Annotated in this window: 24 protein-coding genes; 7 read left to right on the top strand and 17 right to left on the bottom strand. The window is 61.2% G+C overall.

Annotated features, from left to right (window positions below; genetic code table 11):
* Window positions 1-155 precede the first annotated feature (155 nt).
* On the top strand, window positions 156-1,658 hold the full coding sequence (gene ppx / locus PMI26_RS04660) for an exopolyphosphatase (protein WP_007978868.1): 1,503 nt from the start codon (window positions 156-158) through the stop codon (window positions 1,656-1,658).
* 165 nt (window positions 1,659-1,823) lie between these two features.
* On the opposite strand, the gene ppk1 is transcribed toward ppx, so the two are convergent.
* Together ppk1 and hemB are read right to left on the bottom strand one after the other, a co-directional pair.
* Window positions 1,824-4,046, bottom strand: a complete 2,223-nt coding sequence (ppk1, locus tag PMI26_RS04665) for a polyphosphate kinase 1 (RefSeq protein WP_007978866.1) — start codon at window positions 4,044-4,046, stop codon at window positions 1,824-1,826.
* 18 nt (window positions 4,047-4,064) lie between these two features.
* A complete protein-coding gene (hemB, locus tag PMI26_RS04670; protein WP_007978864.1) occupies window positions 4,065-5,078 on the bottom strand; it encodes a porphobilinogen synthase in 1,014 nt (337 codons plus the stop codon).
* 207 nt (window positions 5,079-5,285) lie between these two features.
* Between hemB and PMI26_RS04675 the strand changes: the two genes are divergently transcribed.
* Entirely contained in the window at window positions 5,286-5,918 is a 633-nt protein-coding gene (locus tag PMI26_RS04675) for a DedA family protein (RefSeq protein ID WP_007978862.1), read from the top strand.
* On the opposite strand, the gene PMI26_RS04680 is transcribed toward PMI26_RS04675, so the two are convergent.
* Window positions 5,899-7,134, bottom strand: coding sequence for a sterol desaturase family protein (locus tag PMI26_RS04680; RefSeq protein ID WP_007978859.1), 1,236 nt, complete (start codon window positions 7,132-7,134; stop codon window positions 5,899-5,901). The genes PMI26_RS04675 and PMI26_RS04680 overlap by 20 nt on opposite strands.
* Window positions 7,135-7,249: 115 nt before the next feature.
* On the opposite strand from PMI26_RS04680, the gene elbB reads away from it, so the two are divergent.
* On the top strand, window positions 7,250-7,918 hold the full coding sequence (gene elbB, locus PMI26_RS04685; protein ID WP_007978857.1) for an isoprenoid biosynthesis glyoxalase ElbB: 669 nt from the start codon (window positions 7,250-7,252) through the stop codon (window positions 7,916-7,918).
* Between the two features lie 119 nt (window positions 7,919-8,037).
* Here the strand turns inward: elbB and PMI26_RS04690 are convergent, their stop codons facing one another.
* From PMI26_RS04690 to PMI26_RS04710, 5 genes are all read right to left on the bottom strand, one after another.
* A complete protein-coding gene (locus PMI26_RS04690) occupies window positions 8,038-8,493 on the bottom strand; it encodes a YaiI/YqxD family protein (RefSeq protein WP_007978855.1) in 456 nt (151 codons plus the stop codon).
* A 110-nt stretch (window positions 8,494-8,603) separates the two neighbouring features.
* Entirely contained in the window at window positions 8,604-10,502 is a 1,899-nt protein-coding gene (locus PMI26_RS04695) for an FTR1 family protein (protein WP_007978853.1), read from the bottom strand.
* Window positions 10,503-10,660: 158 nt separating this feature from the next.
* A complete protein-coding gene (gene rhtB, locus PMI26_RS04700) occupies window positions 10,661-11,293 on the bottom strand; it encodes a homoserine/homoserine lactone efflux protein (protein WP_007978852.1) in 633 nt (210 codons plus the stop codon).
* Between the two features lie 226 nt (window positions 11,294-11,519).
* Entirely contained in the window at window positions 11,520-12,101 is a 582-nt protein-coding gene (locus PMI26_RS04705; protein WP_007978849.1) for a mechanosensitive ion channel family protein, read from the bottom strand.
* Window positions 12,101-14,011: an ATP-binding cassette domain-containing protein gene (locus tag PMI26_RS04710; RefSeq protein ID WP_007978847.1), complete on the bottom strand. Its 1,911-nt coding sequence runs from the start codon at window positions 14,009-14,011 to the stop codon at window positions 12,101-12,103. Before PMI26_RS04710 ends, PMI26_RS04705 begins: the two co-directional genes overlap by 1 nt.
* Before the next feature lie 50 nt (window positions 14,012-14,061).
* Between PMI26_RS04710 and PMI26_RS04715 the strand changes: the two genes are divergently transcribed.
* Window positions 14,062-14,526: a TIGR02444 family protein gene (locus tag PMI26_RS04715; protein WP_007978845.1), complete on the top strand. Its 465-nt coding sequence runs from the start codon at window positions 14,062-14,064 to the stop codon at window positions 14,524-14,526.
* Here the strand turns inward: PMI26_RS04715 and PMI26_RS30940 are convergent.
* On the bottom strand, window positions 14,523-15,674 hold the full coding sequence (locus PMI26_RS30940; RefSeq protein WP_007978843.1) for an AlgP family protein: 1,152 nt from the start codon (window positions 15,672-15,674) through the stop codon (window positions 14,523-14,525). The two genes, PMI26_RS04715 and PMI26_RS30940, sit on opposite strands and share 4 nt — an antisense overlap.
* Before the next feature lie 192 nt (window positions 15,675-15,866).
* On the opposite strand from PMI26_RS30940, the gene PMI26_RS04725 reads away from it, so the two are divergent.
* Window positions 15,867-16,532 (top strand): FKBP-type peptidyl-prolyl cis-trans isomerase, encoded by a 666-nt coding sequence (locus tag PMI26_RS04725; RefSeq protein WP_007978841.1) that lies wholly within the window; start codon window positions 15,867-15,869, stop codon window positions 16,530-16,532.
* A gap of 60 nt (window positions 16,533-16,592) precedes the next feature.
* On the opposite strand, the gene PMI26_RS04730 is transcribed toward PMI26_RS04725, so the two are convergent.
* The 7 genes from PMI26_RS04730 to PMI26_RS04760 form a co-directional block, all read right to left on the bottom strand.
* Window positions 16,593-17,051, bottom strand: a complete 459-nt coding sequence (locus tag PMI26_RS04730; RefSeq protein ID WP_007978838.1) for an Rsd/AlgQ family anti-sigma factor — start codon at window positions 17,049-17,051, stop codon at window positions 16,593-16,595.
* Between the two features lie 178 nt (window positions 17,052-17,229).
* Window positions 17,230-17,781, bottom strand: coding sequence for a disulfide bond formation protein B (locus PMI26_RS04735; protein ID WP_007978836.1), 552 nt, complete (start codon window positions 17,779-17,781; stop codon window positions 17,230-17,232).
* 262 nt (window positions 17,782-18,043) lie between these two features.
* On the bottom strand, window positions 18,044-19,282 hold the full coding sequence (locus PMI26_RS04740; protein WP_007978834.1) for a heme biosynthesis protein HemY: 1,239 nt from the start codon (window positions 19,280-19,282) through the stop codon (window positions 18,044-18,046).
* Entirely contained in the window at window positions 19,279-20,442 is a 1,164-nt protein-coding gene (locus tag PMI26_RS04745; RefSeq protein WP_007978832.1) for a uroporphyrinogen-III C-methyltransferase, read from the bottom strand. Before PMI26_RS04745 ends, PMI26_RS04740 begins: the two co-directional genes overlap by 4 nt.
* A 16-nt stretch (window positions 20,443-20,458) precedes the next feature.
* Window positions 20,459-21,226: a uroporphyrinogen-III synthase gene (locus PMI26_RS04750; protein WP_007978830.1), complete on the bottom strand. Its 768-nt coding sequence runs from the start codon at window positions 21,224-21,226 to the stop codon at window positions 20,459-20,461.
* Window positions 21,223-22,164, bottom strand: a complete 942-nt coding sequence (gene hemC, locus PMI26_RS04755; RefSeq protein ID WP_007978829.1) for a hydroxymethylbilane synthase — start codon at window positions 22,162-22,164, stop codon at window positions 21,223-21,225. Before hemC ends, PMI26_RS04750 begins: the two co-directional genes overlap by 4 nt.
* 138 nt (window positions 22,165-22,302) lie before the next feature.
* Window positions 22,303-23,049: a LytR/AlgR family response regulator transcription factor gene (locus PMI26_RS04760; RefSeq protein WP_007978827.1), complete on the bottom strand. Its 747-nt coding sequence runs from the start codon at window positions 23,047-23,049 to the stop codon at window positions 22,303-22,305.
* 524 nt (window positions 23,050-23,573) lie between these two features.
* On the opposite strand from PMI26_RS04760, the gene argH reads away from it, so the two are divergent.
* Entirely contained in the window at window positions 23,574-24,968 is a 1,395-nt protein-coding gene (argH, locus tag PMI26_RS04765) for an argininosuccinate lyase (RefSeq protein ID WP_007978825.1), read from the top strand.
* A gap of 122 nt (window positions 24,969-25,090) precedes the next feature.
* Here the strand turns inward: argH and PMI26_RS04770 are convergent, their stop codons facing one another.
* Window positions 25,091-25,750: a glutathione S-transferase family protein gene (locus PMI26_RS04770; RefSeq protein WP_007978823.1), complete on the bottom strand. Its 660-nt coding sequence runs from the start codon at window positions 25,748-25,750 to the stop codon at window positions 25,091-25,093.
* Window positions 25,751-25,874: 124 nt separating this feature from the next.
* Between PMI26_RS04770 and PMI26_RS04775 the strand changes: the two genes are divergently transcribed.
* On the top strand, window positions 25,875-26,159 hold the full coding sequence (locus PMI26_RS04775; RefSeq protein WP_007978820.1) for a hypothetical protein: 285 nt from the start codon (window positions 25,875-25,877) through the stop codon (window positions 26,157-26,159).
* Window positions 26,160-26,281: the final 122 nt, after the last annotated feature.

Raw genomic sequence — 26,281 nt, 5'->3', positions numbered from 1 at the left:
CCACATGGGGCCTGCGCCGGTCGCGGGATTAGAGGCAACCTGGAACCCTGTGGGAGCGAGCTTGCTCGCGATTGACCGCAAAGCGGTCACCTACGCGTTGGCGGCAGCCTTTGATCGTGGCACGATGTCGAGGTTATCGACCGAGACCCCCGACCATGCCGCAATCCCAAGCCAAGAATCTGTCCCTGATCGCCGCAATCGACCTGGGCTCCAACAGCTTTCACATGGTCGTGGCCAAGGCCCAGAACGGCGAAATCCGTATTCTCGAGCGTCTCGGGGAGAAGGTTCAGCTGGCCGCCGGCATCGACGAAGAGCGCCATCTCAACGAAGAATCCATGCAGCGCGGGCTCGATTGCCTCAAGCGCTTTGCCCAACTGATCAACGGTATGCCCACGGGTGCCGTGCGCATCGTTGGCACCAACGCCTTGCGTGAAGCCCGCAACCGCGCCGAATTCATCCGTCGCGCCGAAGAAATTCTCGGCCACCCGGTGGAAGTCATTTCCGGTCGAGAAGAGGCGCGCCTGATCTATCTCGGCGTGTCCCACACCCTCGCCGACACCCCGGGCAAGCGCCTGGTGGCCGACATCGGCGGCGGCAGCACCGAATTCATCATTGGCCAGCGCTTCGAACCCCTGCTGCGCGAAAGCCTGCAGATGGGTTGCGTCAGCTACACCCAGCGCTATTTCAAGGACGGCAAGATCACCCCGGCCCGCTACGCCCAGGCGTACACGGCGGCGCGGCTGGAGATCATGAGCATCGAGCACGCCCTGCACCGCCTGACCTGGGATGAAGCCATCGGCTCCTCGGGCACCATCCGAGCCATCGGTCTGGCGCTGAAGGCTGGCGGCCACGGCACCGGCGAGGTCAACGCCGAAGGCCTGGCCTGGCTCAAGCGCAAACTGATGAAGCTGGGCGACGTCGAAAAAATCGACTTCGAAGGTATCAAGCCGGATCGCCGGGCGATCTTCCCGGCGGGCCTGGCGATTCTCGAGGCGATCTTCGACTCCCTCGAACTGCAACGCATGGATCACTGCGAAGGCGCCCTGCGCGAAGGCGTGCTCTATGACCTGTTGGGCCGCCATCATCACGAGGACGTGCGCGAACGCACCCTCACCTCGCTGATGGAGCGCTACCACGTCGATCAGGAACAGGCGGCACGTGTCGAGCGCAAGGCGCTGCACGCGTTTGACCAGGTGGCCGAAGACTGGGACCTGGAAGACGGCGTCTGGCGCGAACTGCTCGGCTGGGCGGCCAAGGTCCATGAAGTGGGCCTGGACATTGCTCACTACCAGTACCACAAGCACGGCGCCTACCTGATCGAGCACTCGGACCTCGCCGGGTTCTCCCGCGAAGACCAGTTGATGCTCGCGCTGCTGGTACGCGGCCACCGGCGCAACATTCCCAAGGACAAATTCGCCGAGTTCGGCGACGACGGTATCAAGCTGATCCGCCTGTGCGTGCTACTGCGCTTTGCGATCCTGTTCCACCACATCCGAGGCACCCAGCAAATGCCCCAGGTGGAACTGAACGCCCACGGCAACCACCTGGAAGTGGTGTTCCCGGAGAACTGGCTGGACGAAAACCAGCTGACCCAGGCCGACTTTGAAATTGAAGCGCAATGGCTGACCCGGGTCGACATCGTGTTGACCGCCCGCTGAAATTGAAAAAGGCCTTCTTCGGAAGGCCTTTTTTTATCCACGATACAGCAGTCGATGTTCACCCCTGTGGGAGCGAGCTTGCTCGCGATGACGGCATGTCAGGCAACGAAGTGTCGATTGACGGTCCGCTATCGCGAGCAAGCTCGCTCCCACAGGTTGCTGGCGTTACCGAACCGCCAGAATCGGACTGCCCAAACGCTCCAGCAATGTCGCCTGGGCGCTGCGCGGGTTCTGGTTGCCGGTCGGTGTGTTACGGATGTAACGACCGTCCGGCTGCAGGCTCCAGCTGTGGGTGTTATCGGTCAGATACAGCTCCAGCTCTTTCTTGACCCGCATGATCAGCTTCTTGCCTTCCACCGGGAAGCAAGTCTCGACGCGCTTGTCGAGGTTGCGTTCCATCCAGTCGGCACTGGACAGGAACATCTGCTCGTCGCCGCCGTTGAGGAAGTAGAAGACCCGGGTGTGCTCCAGGAAACGACCGATGATCGAACGCACATGGATGTTGTGGGAAACCCCGGCGATGCCCGGCCGCAGGCAGCACATGCCACGCACCACCAGATCGATGCGCACGCCTGACTGGCTGGCCTTGTACAGCGCGCGGATGATCTTCGGATCGGTCAGCGAGTTGAACTTGGCGATGATGTGCGCCGGTTTGCCGTCGAGGGCGAACTGGGTTTCCCGGGCAATCATGTCGAGCATGCCCTTTTTCAGGGTGAACGGCGCGTGCAACAACTTCTTCATGCGCAGCGTCTTACCCATGCCGATCAACTGGCTGAACAGTTTGCCGACGTCTTCGCACAAGGCGTCGTCGGAGGTCAGCAGGCTGTAGTCGGTGTACAGGCGGGCGTTGCCGGCGTGGTAGTTACCCGTACCGAGGTGCGCGTAACGCACGATCTCGCCCGCTTCGCGACGCAGGATCAGCATCATCTTGGCGTGGGTCTTGAAGCCGACCACGCCGTAGATCACCACCGCACCGGCCGCTTGCAGTCGGCTGGCCAGTTGCAGGTTGGATTCTTCGTCGAACCGCGCACGCAATTCGATCACCGCCGTGACTTCCTTGCCGTTACGCGCCGCATCCACCAGCGCATCGACGATTTCCGAGTTCGCGCCGGAGCGGTACAGGGTCTGGCGCACCGCCAGCACGTGTGGGTCCTTGGCGGCCTGGCGCAGCAGGTCGACCACCGGGGTGAACGACTCGAAGGGGTGCAGCAGCAGGATGTCCTGCTTGCTGATCACACTGAAAATGTTCTCGCTGTTCTGCAGCAGTTTCGGGATCTGCGGGGTGAACGGCAGGTATTGCAGCTCGCGCTGGCTGTCCAGGCCGGTGATGCTGAACAGCCGCGTCAGGTTCACCGGACCGTTGACCTGGTACAACTCGGTCTCGCTCAGGTTGAACTGCTTGAGCAGGTAGTCGGACAGGTGTTTCGGGCAAGTGTCGGCCACTTCCAGGCGCACTGCGTCACCGTAGCGGCGGGAGAACAGCTCGCCGCGCAAGGCGCGGGCCAGGTCTTCGACGTCTTCGGAGTCCAGCGCGAGGTCGGCGTTGCGGGTCAGGCGGAACTGGTAGCAACCCTTGACCTTCATGCCCTGGAACAGGTCATCGGCGTGAGCGTGGATCATCGACGACAGGAATACATAGTTGTCGCCGGCGCCGCCGACCTCTTCCGGCACCTTGATGATGCGCGGCAGCAGACGTGGCGCCGGGATGATCGCCAAACCGGAGTCGCGACCGAAGGCGTCGATACCTTCGAGCTCGACGATGAAGTTCAGGCTCTTGTTCACCAGCAAGGGGAACGGGTGCGTAGGGTCAAGGCCGATGGGGGTGATGATCGGTGCGATCTCGTCGCGGAAATAGCGGCGCACCCAGGTCTTGAGCTTGGTCGTCCAATTGCGGCGACGGATGAAGCGGACCTGATGCTTCTCCAGTTCCGGCAACAGAATGTCGTTGAGGATCGCGTACTGACGGTCGACGTGACCGTGTACCAGTTCGCTGATGCGCGCCAGCGCCTGATGCGGTTGCAGACCATCGGCGCCCGCCTGTTCACGGGCGAAGGTGATCTGCTTCTTCAGGCCGGCGACGCGAATTTCGAAGAACTCGTCCAGGTTGCTGGAGAAGATCAGCAGAAACTTCAGCCGCTCCAGCAATGGGTAGGACTCGTCCAGCGCCTGCTCCAGCACGCGGATGTTGAACTGCAGTTGTGACAGTTCGCGGTGGATGTACAGGCTGCTGTCATCCAGACCGGGAATGGCCACCGCCGGTGCTGCCGCAGCGGGTTCGACGACCGCCGCGGGCGGAGCTGGCTCCAGCTCCGGCGGGGTCTCGTCGACTTGCTCCACCACCGGTTGAGCGTCTTTTACGGCAACTTCAGTGAGTACTTCGGTATTCATCGAATGTTCCTGGGAGGGCTATTTCTGCTCTCGTAACAATTGAGCGGCACGAACGGCAAAGTACGTCAGGATGCCATCGGCGCCTGCACGTTTGAAAGCGGTCAGCGACTCAAGGATAACCCCTTCGCTCAACCAGCCATTCTGGATCGCCGCCATGTGCATGGCGTATTCGCCGCTGACTTGATAGACAAACGTCGGCACTTTGAATTCTTCTTTGACCCGGCACAGGATGTCGAGGTACGGCATGCCCGGCTTGACCATGACCATGTCCGCACCTTCTGACAAGTCCGCCGCGACTTCGTGCAGGGCTTCGTTGCTGTTGGCCGGGTCCATCTGATAGGAGGCCTTGTTGGCCTTGCCCAGGTTCAACGCCGAACCGACCGCATCACGGAACGGGCCGTAATAGGCACTGGCGTACTTGGCCGAGTAGGCCATGATCCGCACGTTGACGTGACCGGCCACTTCAAGGGCTTCGCGAATCGCCTGGATGCGACCGTCCATCATGTCCGATGGGGCCACGACCTGAGCGCCGGCTTCGGCGTGGGACAGGGCTTGCCTGACCAGTGCGTCGACGGTGATGTCGTTCTGCACGTAGCCTTCTTCATCAAGAATGCCGTCCTGACCGTGGGTGGTGAACGGATCCAGGGCCACGTCGGTGATCACGCCCAGCTCAGGGAATTGCGCACGCAGGGCGCGGGTGGCGCGCTGGGCGATGCCCTCCGGGTTCCAGGCCTCTTCAGCATCCAGAGACTTGAGTTCCGAAGGTGTCACCGGGAACAGCGCCAGCGCCGGAATCCCCAGTTCGACCCACTTGGCCGCCTCTTCCAGCAACAGGTCGATGGTCAGGCGTTCGACGCCCGGCATCGAAGCCACCGCTTCGCGACGGTTTTCACCGTCCAGAACGAACACCGGCAGGATCAGGTCATCGACGGTCAGGACGTTTTCGCGGACCAGTCGACGCGAGAAGTCGTCACGACGGTTGCGGCGCAGACGGGTTGCGGGGAACAGACGGTTGGCGGGGGTAAAGCTCACGGCAGACTCCTGAGCCCGCGCAGACGGGCGAGCGTGACAGTTATAAGTGCCCATTATGACGAACGTATGACAGTTATGTGCACCCTGCGACGTGTAGCCGCATTCCATTGTCGTTGTAGGAAATGTTCACGTCGAGACACATTTGGACACTTTCCTGAATGTGTCCGAAGGGTTAGGCTGCGCGTTCATTTCGCCAGCACCCAGACAATGCTCCAACAATTTCTGCATGACTTCGGCTACTTTGCCCTTTTTCTAGGCACGTTCTTCGAAGGCGAAACCATCCTGGTACTCGCGGGCTTCCTCGCGTTCCGTGGATACATGGACATCAACCTGGTGGTGGTCGTGGCCTTCTTCGGTAGCTATGCCGGCGACCAACTGTGGTATTTCCTGGGACGCAAGCACGGTCGAAAACTGCTGGCGCGCAAGCCGCGCTGGCAGATGATGGGTGACCGGGCGCTGGAACACATTCGCAAGCATCCGGACATCTGGGTACTGAGCTTCCGCTTCGTTTACGGCTTGCGTACGGTCATGCCGGTGGCCATCGGGCTGTCGGGCTATCCGCCGGGGCGTTACCTGCTGCTCAACGGCATTGGCGCGGCGATCTGGGCCGCCGCCCTGGCGGCGGCCGCGTACCATTTCGGCGCAGTGCTCGAAGGCATGCTCGGCAGTGTGAAGAAGTACGAACTTTGGGTGCTCGGCGCCCTGCTGGTCCTGGGCCTCGTGCTGTGGCTGCGCCGGCGCTTCAAGAATGCCCGCCTGGCCAAGCAGGTCTATGCCGACGAGCAGGCCCTGAAAGCTGCGCGGACCAATACCGAAGGCCCTACGACGCCAACCGAGTGATGCGGCTTCTGCAACAGTAGAGACCGATGCCGCTCAACAGGCTGTAACTGAGCAGGCCGACCCAGCCCACGGCGCTGGTCGGCCACAGCCCCACCATCGGGGCCAGCCATGCCAATGGCAGATTCGACGCCAGCCGCACCAGCTCCAGCTTCAACGCCCACGGGCGATTCTCCAGGGCCACGCCCAGCACAAACAGACCGAACGCCACCGCTCCCCAGCCCAGTACCAGGGCGGCGACTGACAGCTTCGGTTCGAGATTCATCAAGTAGCTGCCCAGTGCGATATAGACGCAGAACTGCAACAGGACGTAGCGCTGCTGACGCCCGTCCAGCGGCACCTCGAATTTGCGGAACTGGTTCAGGTCCGGCTTGTTCATCGGGTATCTGGCCGCCACGTCCGCCGGGCGCCAGCCCGTGCGCATGAACCAGATCCGCAGCTTGTCCCAGGTGCTTTCGGCACGCCGCGCATCGGCCCACAACTGCGCGTAGAACTGCACGTTCGCCCACAGGGGATTCCAGCTCGCCAGCGGGGTGGTCACGCCGAAGACCACTGGCTCGTTATCGTCTTCTTCCTGGAACGAGCCAAACAGACGGTCCCAAATAATGAACACGCCGCCGTAGTTGCGATCCATGTAGAGAGCGTTCTGTGCATGGTGGGCCCGATGATTGGATGGCGTGACAAAAAACCATTCGAACCAGCCAAGCTTGGGAATGTGCCGCGTATGCACCCAGAACTGATACAGCAGGTTTAGCGCCGCGACACTGACGAACACCAGCAGCGGCACGCCAAACACTGCCATCGGCAGATAGAAGATCCAGCCCAGGAGGAATCCGGTACTGGTCTGGCGCAACGCCGTGGACAGGTTGTAGTCCTCGCTCTGGTGATGCACAGAATGCGCGGCCCAGAGAATGTTGCGCTCGTGGCCCAGGCGATGCAGCCAGTAGTAGCAGAAATCGTAGAAGACGAAGGCAAACACCCAGGTCCAGACGCTATCGGCCGACAATTCGAACAGCGCCAGATGCTGGAAGGCGAACGCGTAGGTCACCACTCCAATGCCTTTGGTCAGCAGTCCCGTGGTGGTCGACAGCACGCCGGTGCTGATGCTGTTGATCGCGTCAGCCACCCGATAGTTGCTCACCCCGCGCCTGCGGTCGGCCAGCAGCTCGAGGGCGATCAGCACAAAGAAGAACGGCACCGCGTACAGAATGAAGTCCATGACGCGCCCTGATCGGAATCCTGAGGACAAATGCTATGTGTAACCGCGAATTAACCCTATGGCAACGAGTGACAAATTAGTGGACATTTAACGCCATGAATCTGGAGAAAAGCCCATGAGCAAAAAAGTTGCAGTGATCCTTTCCGGTTGTGGCGTGTACGACGGCGCCGAGCTCCACGAGAGCGTCATCACCCTGCTGCGCCTGGATCAACGCGGGGCGCAGGTGCAGTGCTTCGCACCGAACATCGCGCAATTGCATGTCATCAATCACCTGACCGGCGAAGAAATGCCCGAATCGCGCAACGTGCTGGTCGAGTCGGCGCGGATTGCCCGGGGCAACATCCAGGACATCCGTGACGCGAACGTCGATGACTTCGACGCGTTGATCGTGCCCGGCGGCTTCGGCTCAGCCAAGAACCTGTCCAACTTCGCCATTGAAGGCGCCGGCTGCACCGTTCAACCGGATGTCCTGGCCCTGACCGAAGCCTTTGCCGAAGCCGGCAAGCCGGTGGGGTTGATGTGCATTTCCCCTGCCCTGGCGGCCAAAATCTACGGTCCCGGCGTCACCTGCACCATTGGCAATGACACCGACACCGCTGCCGCGATGAACAAGATGGGCGCGACCCATACCGATTGCGCGGTCAGTGACATCGTCGAAGACAAGGCACGCAAACTGGTGAGCACCCCGGCCTACATGCTGGCGCAATCGATCAGTGAAGTGGCCTCGGGGATCAACAAGCTTGTAGACCGCGTACTGGAACTGACCCACGAAAACGACGCCTGACACCCTTCAAAAATGTGGGAGCGAGCTTGCTCGCGATGGGGCCAACACATTCAACTTTGATGTTGTCTGTAAGTCCGCTATCGCGAGCAAGCTCGCTCCCACAAGGTTCGCCGCAGGTCTCAAGAATTGCGGGCCAGCCGTGTGAGGATCCGGTCCAGCGCATTGGCAAACGCCTGCTTCTCACGCTCGCCAAACGGCGCTGGCCCACCCCCCATCTGCCCCTGTTCGCGCAAATCGGTGAACAGGTTGCGCACCGCCAGCCGCTCGCCCATATTCTGCGCATCAAATTCCTTGCCCCGTGGGTCGAGCGCTGCCACGCCCTTCTTCACCAGACGATCGGCCAGCGGCACATCGCTACAGATCACCAGTTCACCAGGCACCGCGTGCTCCACCAGGTAATCGTCCGCCGCATCCGGGCCGCTCGGCACCACGATCAGCTTGACCAGCGCCAGCCCCGGTTTGGTCTGCGGCTGCCCGGCCACCAGCACCACTTCGAACTGGCGCTTGAGGGCGAACTTCACCACCAGATCCTTGGCTGCCCGTGGGCAGGCATCGGCGTCGATCCACACACGCATTGTATATTCCTCTGTTGAAAAGCATCGCGGGCAAGCCCGCTCCCACAGGTTAGCGCTAAACCTGTGGGAGCGGGCTTGCCCGCGAATGTGAGCGCAGCGAATGCTGTTGTTTAAGAAGCCTGCACCCGCTGCTTCTCAACCACCCGGCTACGACCATACAACACGACAATCGCAATGATCGCCACGGCCTGAGCACTCAGCGAGTAGGCATCGGCGTGGATCCCCAGCCAGTCAAAGTCAAAGAACGGCACCGGCCGCGTGCCGAAAATCCCGGCTTCCTGCAGCGCTTTCACGCCATGCCCGGCAAACACCACCGACAAGGCGCACAGCAGACCCGCATTGATGCTGAAGAACAGCGCCAGCGGCAACTTCGCCGAACCGCGCAAAATCACCCAGGCCAGGCCGACCAGCAGCACCACCGCCGTGGCCCCACCGGCCAACACGGCGTTGTGCCCTGCGGGACCTGCCTGCAGCCACAGAGTTTCGTAGAACAAAATCACTTCGAACAGTTCGCGATACACCGAGAAAAACGCCAGGGTCGCGAAGCCGAAACGCCCACCGCCACCCACCAGGCTGGACTTGATGTAATCCTGCCAGGCCGCCGCGTGACGACGGTCATGCATCCACACGCCCAGCCACAGCACCATGACACTGGCAAACAACGCCGTCGCGCCTTCTAGCAACTCGCGCTGCGAACCACTGACATCAATCACATAGGCTGCCAGCGCCCAGGTGCCCAACCCGGCCAGAAATGCCAGGCCCCAACCGACGTTGACGCTGCGCACCGCCGCCTGTTGGCCCGTGTTACGCAGGAAGGCCAGGATCGCCGCCAGCACCAGGATCGCTTCCAGACCTTCGCGCAGCAGAATCAGCAAGCCGGAAATGTAACTCAGCGACCAGCTCAAACCGTCGCTGCCCAACAAGCCGGCCGATGCCTTCAACTTGTCCTTGGCCACGTCCAGGCGTTGCTCGACCTCGCTCACCGGCAAGCCGTCCTGCAACGACTGACGGTAGGCCATCAGGGATTTTTCCGTGTCTTTACGCACGTTGGCGTCAATGTTGTCCAGCGAGCTCTCGACCAGCTCGAAGCCTTCCAGATACGCCGCTACCGATAAATCATAAGCCTGATCATGCTCACCGGCACGATACGCCGCGATGCTCTTGTCCAAGGTAGCTGCCGTATAGTCGAGCAGTTGTGCCGGACCACGCTTGACCTGGGGCGGTTGCGCCCGCTGGGCACGGAAGGTCGCGGCGGCTTGCGGACCTTCGACGGCCTGTACTTCGGCCGGGGTCTGACGAGCGAGGTCGGCGATGTTGTAGGTCTTTTCAGCCTTGGCCGTCGCCGGGTCAACACTGAAGCTGGCGATATAGGTGGCCAGGTCCCAACGCTGACGATCATCCAGCTGGTCGGCGAAAGCCGGCATGTCAGTGCCTTCAATGCCTTGGCCTAGGGTGCTGTAGATCGCGTAGAGGCTCAGGCGGTCCAGCCGTGAGGCATTACGCAGATCGGTCGGCGCTGGGGTCATGCCGACGCCCGCCGGGCCGTCGCCGGCCCCTGTATCGCCATGGCAGACCGAGCAATGCTGAGCGTACAGCGGCGCGCCCCGTACCGGGTCCGGAGTAATGACCGGGGCCTGGCTGACTTCATAGGCCACGGCCAGCTTCGCACCCAGTTGCCGGGCCTGGCGTGCGACGTCGGCACCGTCCTGATGGGCGTCGATGGAATTTCCCAGCGCGGCCAGGCTTTGCTCCAGCGCGGCTTTTTCCGGCTTGGCCGGCATGGCTGCAATCAGACCGCCCAGGGTCCTGACCGACTCTTGCTGCGCGCGAAATCCGGACGGGTCCGTGATGCTGCCCGACTGTACCGTGCCCGGGTAATCCGCGCCGATGTAGTCGAGCAAGTGCAGCGCCTGCGGCGTACCTTCGGCGGAGGCAGCCAGCAGTTGAAAGCTGCACGCAGCCAACAGCGGCAGCAACAGCCAGGCCAGGAAACGGGAGGGGGCAATCATGAATGAATCTCAATTTGAAAAACGAAGTTACATATTGTTATCGCCCAACGGGTTTCGCTCAAGCTTTGTTGATACTTCTTCGTAATTGCATTGGTTTCGGGAACGGCTCCCCAAACGAAAAAGGCGACCAAGGTCGCCTTTTTTTGTCAGTCGCCGTTTTACACGGCGGCTCTGCGCAACGTCGCCATAAACGCCGCCGCCCCGATGAACAGCCCGGCAAATGTCCGGTTCATGCGTTTTTGCTGTTTTGGTGTGCGTAGCAGACGCAGCACTTTGGACGCCAGACCCGTGTAGCCGGCCATGACGATCAGGTCGACGAAGACCATGGTCACGCCGATCACCAGGTACTGGATCAGCAGCGGAGCATGGGGGTCGATGAACTGCGGCAGCACCGCCAGCATGAACACCAACGCCTTGGGGTTGCTGATGTTCACCAGAAAACCACGGAACACCAGGGCCATCGGCTTGCCGATCTGGCGCACCGCCGCGTCATCGCTCATATCGCTGGGCAGCGCACGCCATTGCTTGATCGCGAGGTAAACCAGGTACGCCACGCCAAACCATTTGATGGCGTAGAAGGCCGTGGCCGACGCGGTGAGAATGGCGCCGACACCGGCACCGACGATGGCGATCTGCAAAGCCAGGCCCAGTTGCAGGCCCAGGGCGTTCCAGTAGCCGCGCCAGAAGCCGTATTGCAGACCGCTGGACATCGACGCAATGGCGCCGGCACCGGGGGACAGGCTGATCACCCAGCAGGCGGCAAAAAACGCCAGCCATGTTTGAAGCTCCATTGCACACCTCGACTTGGACTCGTGACAGACGTCTAAGCTAATGCGGCTTTGGTTGGATGACTACCGAATTTTTGTAGGACATGGCGACGGCCGACCAGCGTTCAGTGCTTGAGGGCCCTTTCGCGAGCAAGCCCGCTCCCACATCAGACCGATGTCGCTAATAAGAACGCGATCACCTGTGGGAGCGGGCTTGCTCGCGAAAGCGGTGTATCAGGCAGCAGAAGGTTTACTTTTCAAACCCGCTGGAAGGAAACACATCCGTCCCGCGCCAGCGCCGCACCGAACGCTGGAAGAACAAACTGTTGGGCACCTGCACCATGGCGCTGCCGGTTCCGACTTCTTCGGCCTCGAGCAACGTGGTGTAAAGAAGATTGATCGCCACCACCCGACCTTTGACGCCGGGCTTGTCGGTGGTGTCCACCAACTCGACCACGTCACCTATGCGGAACGGGCCGACGGTAAAGATCAGGATCGCGCACAACAGGTTCGAGAGCACGCTCCACATGGCAAAAAACGCCACCGCCGCGACCGCGACGAACCCGGACAACGCGGTCCAGAGTACCGTGGCCGATACACCGAGTCGCTCAAGGACGAAAATCAGCGCGCTGCCCATGATCAGCCAGCGCAAGCCGCCCCGCAGCGGCATCATCAATTGCGGCGGAAACGGGTAACGCTCACCTAGACGGGTCAGGCCTTTGGCGACGAAGCGCTGGGTGAAGTAGCCGGCGAGCAGGATCAGCAGGATTTGCACGCCGAGCCAGATCGGCTCGACCCACACCGCCGGCAACGGCAGCTTGAAGGCGTCCATCAGGACAGTGCCTCCAACTCCGCCTGCATGCTTTCCAGCAATTCCAGGGCTTCCATCCACGCTTCTTCCAGCTCCGCTTCACGCACTTTCAGCTTGGCCTGTTCGGCCAGCAGGTCACGCAATTCGTTCTTGCGCGCCGGCTCGTAGATGTCGCTGTCGCCGAGGCTGGTATCGACCTTCGCCAGTTTTTCGTGGAGCTTGCCCAGTTCGGCTTCGAGCTTGTCCGCCTCACGCTTGTGTGGGGCCAGTTGCTGACGCAACGCCGCTGCGGCCTGACGCTGGGCTTTCTTGTCGGTCTTGTCCGGATTGACCGGGGTGCTGCTGACCGGGGCATTGCGCTGGCGATACTCCACCAGCCAGCGGGTGTAGTCCTCCAGGTCGCCGTCGAACTCTTCGACCTTGCCATCCGCCACCAGATAGAAATTGTCGGTGGTGCTTTTGAGCAAATGACGATCGTGAGAGACCACCAGTACCGCACCACTGAACTCCTGCAGGGCCATGGTCAGCGCCAGGCGCATTTCCAGGTCCAGGTGGTTGGTCGGTTCGTCGAGCAGCAACAGGTTCGGCCGATCCCAGGCAATCAAGGCCAGGGCCAGGCGCGCTTTCTCGCCACCGGAGAAATTCAGCACCGGCTCGTCGATCCGCGCGCCACGGAAGTCGAAACCGCCGAGGAAGTCGCGCAGGGTCTGTTCGCGCTCGGTCGGTGCCAGGCGCTGCAAGTGCAGCAACGGGCTGGCTTTAGAGTCCAGAGAGTCGAGCTGATGCTGGGCGAAGTAACCGACCACGGTGTTCTCGCCACGGGTCAGGCGACCGGCCAATGGCGAGAGTTCACCGGCGAGGTTCTTGATCAGGGTCGATTTACCGGCACCGTTAGGGCCGAGCAGACCGATTCGCGCACCCGGGGTCAGTTGCAGCTTGACCTTCTCCAGCACGGCTTTGTCACCGTAACCCAGGCGGGCATCGGACAGGTCGATCAGCGGGCTGGAAATTTTCTGCGATTCGCGGAAGACAAAGTCGAACGGCGAATCGACGTGGGCAGCGGTCAGCTCTTCCATCCGCTCCAGGGCCTTGATCCGGCTCTGGGCCTGACGGGCCTTGGTGGCCTGGGCCTTGAAGCGGGCGATGTAGCTTTCCATGTGCGCACGTTGCGCCTGCTGCTTCTCGTAGGCTTGCTGTTGCTGGGCCAGGCGTTCGGCACGGGCACGCTCGAAGGCGCTGTAGCCACCGCGGTACAGGGTGATCTTGCGCTGATCGACGTGGGCCACGTGGTCAACCACGGCATCGAGGAAGTCCCGATCGTGGGAGATCAGCATCAGGGTGCCCGGATAGCTCTTGAGCCATTCCTCAAGCCAGATAATGGCGTCGAGGTCCAGGTGGTTGGTCGGTTCGTCGAGCAGCAGCAGGTCCGACGGGCACATCAAAGCCTGCGCCAGGTTCAGACGCATCCGCCAGCCACCGGAGAAATCCCCGACCTGACGATCCATCTGCTCGTTGGTGAACCCAAGACCGGCCAGCAACTTGCGTGCCCGGGCGTCGGCGGTGTAACCGTCGGCGCTGTCGAGTTCCGAATGCAGGCGGGCCTGTGCGGCACCGTCATGGGCCGCTTCGGCTGCCGCCAGGTCGCGTTGCACCTGACGCAGGCGCAGGTCGCCATCGAGCACGTAGTCGACCGCCAGGCGTTCGAGGGTGTCGACCTCCTGGCGCATGTGGGCGATACGCCAGTCGGCCGGCAGGAAGCAATCACCCGAGTCCGGGTGCAGTTCGCCCCGAAGCAAGGCGAACAGGCTCGATTTGCCGGCGCCATTGGCACCGATGAGGCCGGCTTTCTGGCCGGCGTGCAGGGTCAGCTCGGCGTCTTCTAGCAGACGTTGCGGGCCACGCTGTAAAGTCAGGTTCTGAAGTCGAATCATAATGGCGGCGGAGTCTACCAGCTTCGCTCGCAACTGGCGCGAGTAGCACTATGTCCTCTGACCTGTGGAGCTTTTCCCTGACCACCTACGCCCGTCCCGGTGTTGAGCAGGCATGCCTGCAATTGCAGTCGGCGGGGGTCAATGTGTGTCTGTTGCTGTGTGGTGCGTGGCTGGGACAACGAGGCGTGGCCTGCAATGAACAGCGCTTGCAGCAACTACGCAGCGTGGCCCTGGCGTGGGACACCGATGTCGTACGGCCGTTACGTACCTTGCGCACACAATGGAAGGTCGGGGCTGCGCAAGACGCAGATCTGCATGCTCTGCGTGAACAAGTGAAGGCACTCGAGCTGGAAGCCGAACGACATCTGTTTTTGCGACTGGAGAGTGCGGCGCAGAGTTGGCCGCAAAGTGCCGAGACCGATCTGGCGGCCTGGCTGGAAGGTGCGACGGCCGAGGCCGCCCACCTGCACCGCGACGCGCTGCATCAGCTGCGCGTCGCGGCAACCGGCACTTAGGAAGCGCTGGTTGGGGTGGTTGCTGCGATCGATGCGGCGGCCGGCGTTGGCGCTGGCGTGGCTGTCGAGGTGGCTGCTGCCAAAGCAGACGTTGCCGCCGGAGCCGGGTTGGCTGGCTTGGCAACTGGTGCGGTGGCTGGTTTGGCAACCGGTGCGGTGGCTGGCTTGGCGGCAACCGGCTTCTTCACTGCAGGTTTGGCTGCGGGTTTTGCAGCAGGTTTTGCAGCAGGTTTTGCAGCAGCCGGTTTGGCGGCAACTGGCTTGGCAGCGGCCGGCTTGGCTGCTGGTTTAGCTGCAGCTGGTTTTGCAGCTGGTTTTGCGGCTGGTTTTGCGGCTGGTTTTGCAGCAGGTTTGGCAGCCGCTTTTACAGCAGGTTTTGCCGCTGGCTTGGCTGCTGGTTTAGCGGCCGGTTTTGCAGCGACAGGTTTTGCAGCCGGCTTGGCAGCAGGTTTCGCAGCTGGTTTCGCAGCAGCGGTGCGGGCAGCTGGTTTAGCGGCCGGTTTTGCAGCTGGTTTTGCAGCGGCGGTTTTAGCCACGGCAGGTTTGGCAGCCGTGGTTTTAGCAGCCGGTTTTGCGGCGCTGGCAGCGGCCGGTTTTCTCGCTGCAGGTTTGGCAGCAGGTTTGGCTGCGGCGGTTTTAGCTACTGGTTTGGCAGCGGCCGGCTTTGCAGCAGCAGGCTTGGCCGGTGCTTTTGCAGCAGCCGGTTTGGCAGCGGCTTTCTTCGCAGGTGCCGCAGCAGGCTTGGCCGCGCGCAGGGACAACACCTTGCCGACAGCCTCTTGTACACGACCGACACCCTGGGCCAGTTTCAGGCTTTCCTGGGCATCGCGCTTGAGTTGCAGAATGTAGCCGCGGGTTTCCGATTGACGATCCTTGAGAGCATCGAGCAACTCCTCAAGATCGGTTACTGCGCCCTTGGCCTTGGCTTGCGCCTTGGCTTTTCCGGCCGCCGCAGCGTCCTGCAATTTGGTGCGGGATTTGTGCAGTTTTTCTTGCGCTTTTCCGCGCTGCTTTTCCAGTTTGGCGAGCAGTTTTTCAGCATCAGCCAAGGCTTCGGAACAAGCGGTTTCCAGATGCTCGAGCAGGCTGCCCGAGAGTTGTTGGAGCAGGTGCAATGGAGTGCTTACTGGCTTCTTGGTGGCCGACATGGTTTACCTCCTGGCTGAAGTGAGTGCGGCTCATACTAGACCTCTGCAGCAACCGCCGCTAGGGCATGTTGACACTATCGAAAGCGTTGTGTTGCAAAGGACTGAAAAACTTCTGCGTCGACGCGAAAGCAGTTCACCGTTGCGCGCATTCTCACTGGCATAATCGCCCGCAATTCAGGTCGGAGAGTGCCCATGTCGCGCTGCCTTTTTTTATCACTGTGTGTGTTCTTTTCGGTGGCCCAGGCCGCCGAAACAACACCGGAAAATGAAGCCCACGATCTCGCTTACAGCCTGGGTGCGAGCCTTGGCGAACGCTTGCGCCAGGAGGCTCCCGATCTGCAACTCCAGGCACTGGTCGAGGGATTGCAACAAGCCTATCAGGGCAAGCCGCTGGCGCTGAAAGACGAGCAGATCCAGCAGATATTGACCGAACATGAAGCGCGGATTGCCATGCAGTCAGCCGAGCCGCAAAGTGAATTGGCACTGGAAAAGGAACAGCGTTTTCTCGCCGCCGAGAAAGCCAGGCCCGGCGTGCGCGAACTGGCTGACGGCGTGCTGCTGACCGAGTTGACGCCGGGCGCTGGCGCCAAGGCAGGACCCAACGGCAAGGTGCAGGTGCTGTACATAGGTCGCTTGCCCGACGGCACGGTGTTCGATCAGAACAGTCAGCCTCAATGGTTCAGTCTCGACAGCGTGATCGCCGGATGGCGCAGCGCCTTGCAAAACATGCCGGTCGGGGCGAAATGGCGACTGGTGATTCCCTCGGCCCAGGCCTATGGCGCCGAGGGTGCCGGTGACGTGATCGCACCGTTCACACCACTGGTGTTTGAAATCGAATTGCGCGGTGCCAATGGCTGACGACACAAACGAAAAACGGCGTGCCTTGGCACGCCGTTTCGGGATCTTGCAGAAAGCGCTTCAGGCCTGAACCGAATCGGCTTCCTTGTGCGCCGTGTGCAGCACTTCGATCAGGCAGTCTTCCAGCTCGAAGCGTTCATGCAACAGTCCGCCGAGTGTTTTGAACTCTTCGGCGACACACTTTCCTGCATCACACAGGTCATTGAACGCGAGCAGCTTTTCGGTGATGACGTCGATGCGCGGGTAGATCGTCTCGGCGAGCTCCAGGCCACGCTTGTCGTTGAAGGCCTTGGCCTCCCCCGTCAGTTGCTCGTAGATCTCGAAGTGCCCGGCCGATACATAATCGACCAGCACGCCGCAGAATTCCTGCAAAGGCTTGCGGTTCTCACCCAGCGCCTCAGGCTTTGCGCCCAGCGTGTCATAGGCCTTGACCAGTTCGTGTCGTTCCTGCAACCAGCGATCGATCAGCAGGTGCACTCCACCCCAGCGTTCCTGAGCATTCTGACAACTTTCGAGCATGGTGATCTCTCTTCCCTTGTGGGTCAGCTGCTCTATGCCCGCTCGCCTCTTGTAAACATCGGTGGGCGGTCAGGCAGAGCGTCATCGAGCAACATAATTCCAATGACACGTGCGGGCCAGATTATGCCCGCACGACACTGGCTTCAAGGTACGCAGGCGATAAAGTTCATACAAGTGTTTAATCGCCGGCAAAGGCCCGGTGCGACGACTCGTCGCTGAGCGGTCGCTGATAGCTGATCCAGACCAGTCGCAACGACTGGTAAACAGCCAGAATCATCATCGCGACGAAGAACAGCAGGCTCCACTCCGTGAGACTCAGGTCGAACAGCGTCCAGGAAATTTCCACACAATCGACAGCGCCCTTGAACACTTGCTGCAGGACGGAGAGCAGCGCAGAACCGGCGAACAGATCCGCCAGATGGGTCGAGCACGCCGCTGCGTGTTCCATCGGAAGGCTTTGCAGCAGAACCTGTCGCCACGCCGTGACAGTGCCGGCCAGGCTGCAACCAAGACTGAGCAGCCAATACAGAACGGTTCCAATGCGACCTGGACCATGGACCGAAGCCATCAGGCAGACACCGGTCAGGAGCGCCAGACAAAACCGCTGCACCAGACACAAGCCGCAAGGCCGCAGGCCAACTGCATATTCCAGGTAGTAGGAAACGCCCAACGCCAGGGCACCCGCAATGAAAGCCATGAAAAACAAGGAGCGTGAGCAGGCCAAAGACATGGCTTATCCGTAAAAGTAGTGACAGGCCGTTACGGTAGAGGAAAGCGCGGCGGCCTTTCAAGGCAGGCGCCCACGGAGACTTCAGCAGAAGTGTAGGGAAATCCCGACGCAGACGAGAGGATAAAAAGTAGTCCTCTGTAGGACTTTGCCTGCGACGAGAATGGGAACCGTGTTTCAGCGAATCATCTCACTGCGACGAGGACGATTGCTTCCTCGTCGCAGCTCATCACACAGGCGCCGGAGCCTGGCGCCAGCGAATGGGTCAAGCGCGGACTGCCACTGGCAGAGGGGCCGCGAGCAAGCGTTCATCCAGCAATCCCAGGCCTTCCTGAAACAGCTGGTTGCTGCGCTCGGTATCGCCCATTTGCGCCAACAGCCGCGCCAGCTCCGCACAGGCTTCCGGATTGCGTTGTACACGCAGGCTGCTTTCCAGATAGTCCCGAGCCTTGCCCCACAAACTGTTTTGCAGGCACAGACGACCCAGTGTCAGCAGCAGGCCAGGATCGGTCGGATGGTCCTTGAGCCAGCCTTCAGCGGCCTGTAACTGGCGGGCCGGATCATTGCCGCGCACCAGCCCGTAGAGACGAGCCAGATGACTGTCGTAGCTGCGCTTGAGCGCGGTGCGCAGGACTTCCTCTGCTTCAACCTGAGCCCCCAATTGCCGCAGTTGCTCGGCATAGGCGAGCACCAGTTGCGGCTCCTGGCGTTGCGCCGAGGTCAGTTGCTGCCAGGCACGTTCGAGCGCTTGCTGCCCCACCGCTCCGCCTTCTTCCCGTTGCGCCGCCAGAGACAGGTTCGCCCCCCAGGCCCGACGCTCCAGTTCGGTGAGTTCGGCCGCCGGCAGAACCTTGTCCTTGCGCAGTTCCGGCAGCAGGCGAATCACTGCCGACCAGTCACCACGTTGTTGAAGCAGACGCTGCAACTGACGCAGGGTCTGTGCGTTATGAGGATGGCGCTCGCGCATGGCTTGCAAGGTGGCGAGGGCGCCGTCGGTGTCACCGCGATCGGTCTGCAGTTGGGCGTGGTTCAAGGCGATCGCCAACTCGGCCTGAGGCTGACGCTCCAGGGCGCGCTCCAGCAAGTTGTCGCTTTCTTCGTAATTGCCTTGTTCGTTTGCGGCACGGGCCGCACCGAGATAGTAAAGCAACGGTTGGCGCTCGGCCTCGGCAGCCCGATGCAAGTGACGTTGCGCGCTGGCCCAGCGCCCCTCGGCCAGGTCCAGTTGACCATGCTCGATCGCCACCTGCACCCGACGGCTGCGGTTACGCCGGGACCACGGGTTGACCACCCCGCTGGAAGCCATCACCAGTTCGACCAGCGCCTTGATACCCCAGATCACCAGCCACAGCACAGCCACCAGTGCCAAAGTAGCCCACAGGCTCGACTCATAGCGGAAGGTCTTGTAGGCAATCAGCACGTAACCGGAATGTTCGGCAATCGCCAGCCCCAGCGCTGCGGCAGCGGCGATCACGAGGAACACGATCACATAGAGGCGCTTCATGGCGTGGCCTCCGGCGCGGTGTTCGCGGCAGGCCTGGCCATTGGCTTGACCGAATCTTCGGCGTTGACGTTGCGCCGCTCCAGGTACCCCTGCACTGCACTCAGAGTGCCAGTCATGTCTGGGGTAACTACGGTGACAGGTTGCCTGCTCAACTCGGCGACCTGCTCAAGCATGACTTTGCTTTGCGAGTTGTCCGGGTTGAAGTTGCCCTTGAGGATGTCCCGCGCTTCGTCCAGCACTTGGGAGTACACCGCGGCCTGACCATTGAGTGCGGCCCACTGTGCCTGCTCCAGCGCGAGGCTCAGGGCCAGGCGTACCTGACTCAGGCTCTGGCCGGCCAGCAATGGACGAACGTTTTTATCGGCATTGAAATCGATACGGATGTAGCGCGAAATCTGATCCCACCATTGCGCCCAGCGACTGGCACCATCGCCATCGGCGGTCAGGCCCAGCAGCGAATCGCCACGGTCCTTGTACTCCGGTGCCAACTCGGTGAGGCTGGCCACTTGATCGCGCAGCGCGCCCAGACGCAGAAACAGCCCGGTGCGGTCCGGTTGTTCGGTACTGCGCAAGGCAATCAGGGTCTTGGCCACCTGCTCGCGCGCGGCAAAGGAGCCCGGATCGTTCTGCTCACGCAGTATCTCGTCGGCACCCTGGACCAGTGCCTGGGCACTGCTGATGTCTTGCAAGGCCGACAGTCGCAGACTGGCCAGACGCAGCAAGTGCTCGGCCTCGGCCAGGCGCCAGTCCTTGCGACTGGCGCCGAGTACGGTTTCCAGACGCTGATTCAAACGCTGCTGATCACCCTGCAGCTGGATCACCAGGCGACTGCGTGCTTCCAGCTCATCGGCAGGAGGCAATTGCGCCAGGCGTGCACTCAGTCGCTCCTCATTGAGCTTGAGGTTCTGCGCCTGGTCATTCAACGCCTGTACCTGGCTCAGTTGCTGCTGATTGTTGGCCTGCAGGTGACGCACCTGCCAGACACCCCAACCGCCCACCGCGACACCGGCCGCGCCCAACAGCAGCGCGAGGATGGCCAGACCATTGCCTCGACGCTGCTCGACAGCTGGTGGCGGCGGCGGCATTTCATTAACAGGAGCATCAACAGGTACATCAAGCACCGGTCGCGAGTCATCTTTAGGCAAGGCTGTTTCGCTCACGTATCCATCCTTTGCATCAGAAAACGGGTACGGGTTGCTCCCGTAACGCCGTCAGCAAGGCCGCGGCACTCGCGCCACGACAATCCACAACTGTTTTGGCCCCGGCGGCACGTGCCAGCTCGGCAACCCTGGGGCTTGGTACAAACAACGGCAACCGCGCCAACTGCGGCCAGGCATCGCCGGCCAATTGATGCAGGTGCTCAAAACCTTGTCCACTGCTGACCACCAGCCCGTTCAGGCGTTCCGCCTGGATCCGTTGCCGCAGCACTTGCGGCGGGTAAATCGGCATTGCCCGGCGGTACAGCTCCAGATACTCGACACTAGCACCAAGCTCACGCAAACGCTCAGCCAGCAACTCGCGCCCGCCCTCCCCGCGCAGAATCAGCACTCGCGCATCGGGGGGTGCGATAGCCTCGCGCAGGCGGGAAAGTTCGAGCAAGGCTTCACTGTCATCGCCTTCTGCCGGAAAGCTCACATCCAATCCGTGAGACTCGAGAATCTGCGCTGTCGCCGCGCCGACGCTGAACCACTTCACAGCGGGCGGCGCCGGCCGAAACCGCTCGAGCAGTTCGACGCCGATCCGGGCGGCAGGCTTGCTGACCACGATGATTGCGCAGAACTTTTCCAGCGCTTGAATCACTTGGCGCATTGTGTCAGTCGCCGCAATCGGCACGATGTCCAAAAGCGGCAGACTGCTGCTGAAAATCCCCTGTTCGGCCAAAAAACTGCCCAGCGCTGCCGCCTCATCGGCGGGACGCGTCAGCAGCAAGCGCCAGCCGATCACTCGTGACCTGCCTCGCCATAGACCGCTTTGAGAATGGCGTCGGCACCCTGGCTCAGTAGGTCTTCTGCGACACGCACACCCAGTGCCTCGGCATCGCCGCGAGGGGCACGGGCTTGTGCGCTGAGCAGCAGGCCACCCGCTGGATCGCCCACCAGTCCGCGCAACCAGAGCTGCTCACCCTCCAGCACGGCGTAGCAGGCAATCGGTACCTGGCAACCGCCATTGAGGTGCTTGTTGAGGGCACGTTCAGCGGTCACGCGGGTGGCGGTGTCCTGGTGATGCAGGGGCGCCAGCAGCGCATGGATTTCACTGTCGGCGCTGCGGCATTCGATACCCACTGCGCCCTGGCCACCGGCCGGAAGGCTGTCGTCGACACTGATGGCCGAAGTGATGCGGTCTTCAAAGCCCAGCCGGATCAAGCCGGCAGCGGCAAGGATGATGGCGTCGTATTCACCGGCATCGAGCTTGGCCAGGCGCGTGTTGACGTTGCCGCGCAGGAAACGGATCTCCAGATCAGGGCGACAGGTCAGCAATTGCGCCTGCCGGCGCAGGCTGGAGGTGCCGACGATGCTGCCCTGAGGCAACTCGTCCAGGCTGGTGAAGGTGTTGGAAACGAAGGCGTCGCGCGGGTCTTCCCGTTCGCAAATGCAGTACAGGCCGAGACCTTCGGGGAAGTCCATCGGCACGTCCTTCATGGAGTGCACGGCAATGTCGGCTTCATTGTCCAACAGCGCGGTTTCGAGTTCCTTGACGAACAGGCCTTTGCCGCCGATTTTCGACAGCGGTGAGTCAAGCAGCTTGTCACCACGGCTGACCATGGGGACGAGAGTCACCAGCAGACCCGGGTGAGCTGCTTCAAGGCGGGCTTTGACGTATTCGGCCTGCCACAGGGCGAGTGCGCTTTTGCGGGTGGCGATGCGGATTTCGCGAGAGGACATGGATCAATCCGTACTGAATAGATACGGCGGATAATAACAGCTCAGCCAAATCCACTTTGACTTGTATCAGATACTACTCGGCCTCCCTGGCCCCGGATGTCCGGCAATCGGGTGTGAAATTCGCCTGCGCACAGCTGTTTAGAGCTGTTGCATCATCTTGCGCACGCCAGCCACATGGCGCCGGCTGACGATCAGCGCATCACCATTGAGGCCTTTGAGGAACAGCTGGAAATGCCCCAGGGGTGTGCGTTGCAGTCGCTCGATACGCTCACGGGCGACCAGTGCGTTGCGATGGATACGCACGAAACGGTCACCGAATTCGTCCTCGAGGGCCTTGAGTGGCTCATCGAGCAGTACTTCACCGTTTTCGTGACGCAAGGTTACGTATTTGTGGTCGGCAATGAAGTACACCACCTGATCCAGCGGAATCAGCTCGATTCCTTTACGGGTTCGGGCGCTGATATGGCTGCGCGGTCCGCTGCCGCTTTCGGCAGCAGGACGGGTCAGGGCGGCGAGCTGGGCACGATTTGGGCGCTCGGCTCTCTTTAATGCGTCATGTAACTGTTCAGTTCTCACAGGTTTCACCAGATAGCCTACGGCGCTGGCCTGTAAGGCTTCCACGGCAAATTCATCGGGCCCGGCGCAGAACACCACGGCGGGCGGAGTTTCGCGTTCGCATAACCGTGCAGCCACTTGCAGGCCATCGAGGCCGGGCATGCGGATATCAAGCAGCACGATATCCGGCTTGTGGCTGTCGATCAGTGCCAACGCCTCTTCGCCATTCGTGGCACTAGGCTCCAGGACACTGTATCCCTCGAGTTCGCCAACCATTCGGCACAGGCGCTCGCGGGCCAAGGGTTCGTCATCAACGATCAGGACATTCATATTGCGCTGGATTCCTGCGTGAGTCTCGCACAAGGATAGCGTAGACAGGTGAAGTGACGTCCGTCACCGCGATCCACGCTAAGACTAGCCCGAGCGTCAAAAAGTGCCGCTGGTCCGGCGGCTAAATTTTCATCTGCCGGGCGATTGGCGGCCCAGGCCCGCATTGGCGACACATCGCCACAGGGTTTGCTGATATGCAATATGAACACCCCCCTCTTCTTATAGGTCAGCGGCTGCACCGAGAAGTGCGCTGATCCTACTGTCCAACTGTAGACGGTTGCCGGGACGTTATTGCTCAATTGAAAAATATCGTTGCGCTAATGCAGGAGCGAGCTTGCTCGCAATGAACCTGGCGTCGACGCGTTTATCCAGGAAGTACGCGCCATCGTTAACGCCCATCGCGAGCAAGCTCGCTCCTACACCAAAAAACGTAGCGACCAGTGTCAGCGACAGGGTTGGCAACCCTGTTATTATCCGCGCCAGCGTTCCACGCCTTCTTTCTTCAAGCCGATACGAGCGAATTCATGAGCACTGACAAGACCAATCAGTCCTGGGGCGGCCGCTTCAGTGAACCCGTCGACGCCTTCGTCGCCCGCTTCACCGCCTCCGTCACCTTCGACCAGCGCCTGTATCGCCACGACATCATGGGTTCGATCGCCCACGCCACCATGCTGGCCAAGGTCGGCGTGCTGACCGATGCCGAGCGCGACAGCATCATCGATGGCCTGAAGACCATCCAGGGTGAAATCGAGGCCGGCCAGTTCGACTGGCGCATCGACCTTGAAGACGTTCACATGAACATCGAGGCGCGCCTGACCGACCGCATCGGCGTGACCGGTAAAAAACTGCACACCGGCCGCAGCCGTAACGATCAGGTCGCCACCGATATCCGCCTGTGGTTGCGTGACGAAATCGACCTGATCCTGGCCGAAATCACTCGCCTGCAAAAAGGCTTGCTGGAGCAGGCCGAGCGCGAAGCCGCCAGCATCATGCCGGGGTTCACCCACCTGCAGACCGCCCAGCCAGTGACCTTCGGGCACCACATGCTGGCCTGGTTCGAGATGCTCAGCCGCGACTACGAGCGCCTGGTCGACTGCCGCAAGCGTACCAACCGCATGCCGCTGGGCAGCGCGGCACTGGCCGGCACCACCTACCCGATCGATCGTGAGTACACCGCCCAACTGCTGGGTTTCGACGCGGTTGGCGGCAATTCGCTGGATAACGTCTCCGATCGCGATTTCGCCATCGAATTCTGCTCGGCCGCCAGCATCGCGATGATGCACCTGTCGCGCTTCTCCGAGGAGCTGGTGCTGTGGACCAGCGCACAATTCCAGTTCATCGACCTGCCCGACCGCTTCTGCACCGGCAGCTCGATCATGCCGCAAAAGAAAAACCCTGACGTGCCGGAGCTGGTGCGCGGCAAGACCGGTCGCGTATTCGGCGCGCTGATGGGCCTGCTGACCCTGATGAAAGGCCAGCCCCTGGCCTACAACAAGGACAACCAGGAAGACAAGGAACCGCTGTTCGACGCCGCCGACACCCTGCGCGACTCGTTGCGAGCCTTTGCCGACATGGTGCCGGCGATCAAGCCCAAGCACGCGATGATGCGCGAAGCGGCCCTGCGCGGCTTCTCCACCGCCACCGACCTGGCCGACTACCTGGTGCGTCGCGGCCTGCCATTCCGTGATTGCCACGAAATCGTCGGTCATGCCGTCAAGTACGGCGTGGACAGCGGCAAGGACCTGGCGGAAATGAGCCTGGAAGAACTGCGCAAGTTCAGCGACCAGATCGATCAGGACGTGTTCGCCGTGCTGACCCTCGAAGGCTCGGTCAATGCCCGTAACCACATCGGGGGCACCGCGCCGGCGCAGGTGAAGGCTGCTGTCGCTCGCGGTCAGGCACTTCTGGCCAGCCGCTAGATAAAAGCTTCGCGGGCAAGCCCGCTCCCACTGGGTTGTGTGTCGTTCGCGAGTCTGCGGCACGACACGAATCCTGTGGGAGCGGGCTTGCCCGCGATGACTGACTTCAGAACGCCACAGAACTACTTTTTGGCAGCAATCATCGCCATAAACGCCGGCATCGCCGCTTCCCGATCCGCCGCCACGCGCTGCACGTTCGGGTTGTCCCCCAACCGCTCCAGCAACGCCTTGGCCTTCGGCATTTCAGCCAACAAATCAATGCCGAACAACTTGTGCGCCACGCCACACGCCAGCGGCACGCTGTACAGGAAGTACAGATCCGCCACGCTCAAGCTGTCGCCAGCCACGTAAGGGCTGAATTTGCCGTGCCGGCCCAGCGCAGCCACCCCCAGCAACAGTTCGGCCTTGGTTTTTTCCTTGATCGCATCCGGAAGGGTCATGCCGAAAAACGCTTCGGCGTAGCAGGCTCGCGCAGGCAGTTCGATATACAGCTCGATTTCCCTGGCCAGTGCCAGCACCTGCGCGCGCTCAAATGGGTCGCTCGGCAGCAGCGGCGTGCCGTTGTGATTTTGCTCGAGGTACTCGAGGATTATGCTGGTTTCATTGATGAAGCCCTGTTCTACGTGCAGCACCGGGACCTTTCCTCGCGGGCTGATGGCCAGTGCTTCGGGGGTGGTTCCACCGTAAAACGGCACTTCTTCGAAAGGCAGTCCTTTTTCCAGCAGCGCCAGTTTGACCATGTTGTAGTAGTTACTGACGGAGAATCCATAAAGCTTGATCATCACAAAGCCTCCAGGCCGTGCGGGGTGGGCAGTGCCTGTTTATAGAACGCTCGAGAGTTTCTTGCCAGCAGCATCACGCCAATGAATACGGGTAAACTGGCCGCCTTTCCCTGAGGAGCCTGCCATGAGCGAGCCAATCGATATCGAAGACGACGAAGAAGAGTTCGCCGAAAACACCTTGATCGAAGCTATCGAAAATCAGATCGAAAGTGACAACCCGCCAGCGGCCAAGGCGACCTTCAACAAGCTGACACTGGTGGGCTACGAGCGGGAAGAGATTCTCAACCTGATGGCCCACGTTTTGGCGGTAGAAATCGACGCGATCCTCGAAGAAGACCGCGCGTTCAATACCGAATGGTACGAAGCCGCGCTGCGCGCATTGCCCGAGTTGCCGCCGCAAAAGCAGTAAGATCAAAAGATCGCAGCCTGCGGCAGCTCCTACCTGGAATGCGATCCATGTGGGAGCTGCCGCAGGCTGCGATCTTTTGATCTTGCTCTTAAACAACAAAGTCAAAAGATCGCAGCCTGCGG

The sequence above is a fragment of the Pseudomonas sp. GM33 genome, from assembly GCF_000282295.1.
Classification (GTDB): Bacteria; Pseudomonadota; Gammaproteobacteria; order Pseudomonadales; family Pseudomonadaceae; genus Aquipseudomonas; species Aquipseudomonas laurylsulfatiphila.
The sequence above is the reverse complement of the archived record's forward strand: the minus strand, read 5'-3'. Positions and strand labels throughout refer to the sequence as shown.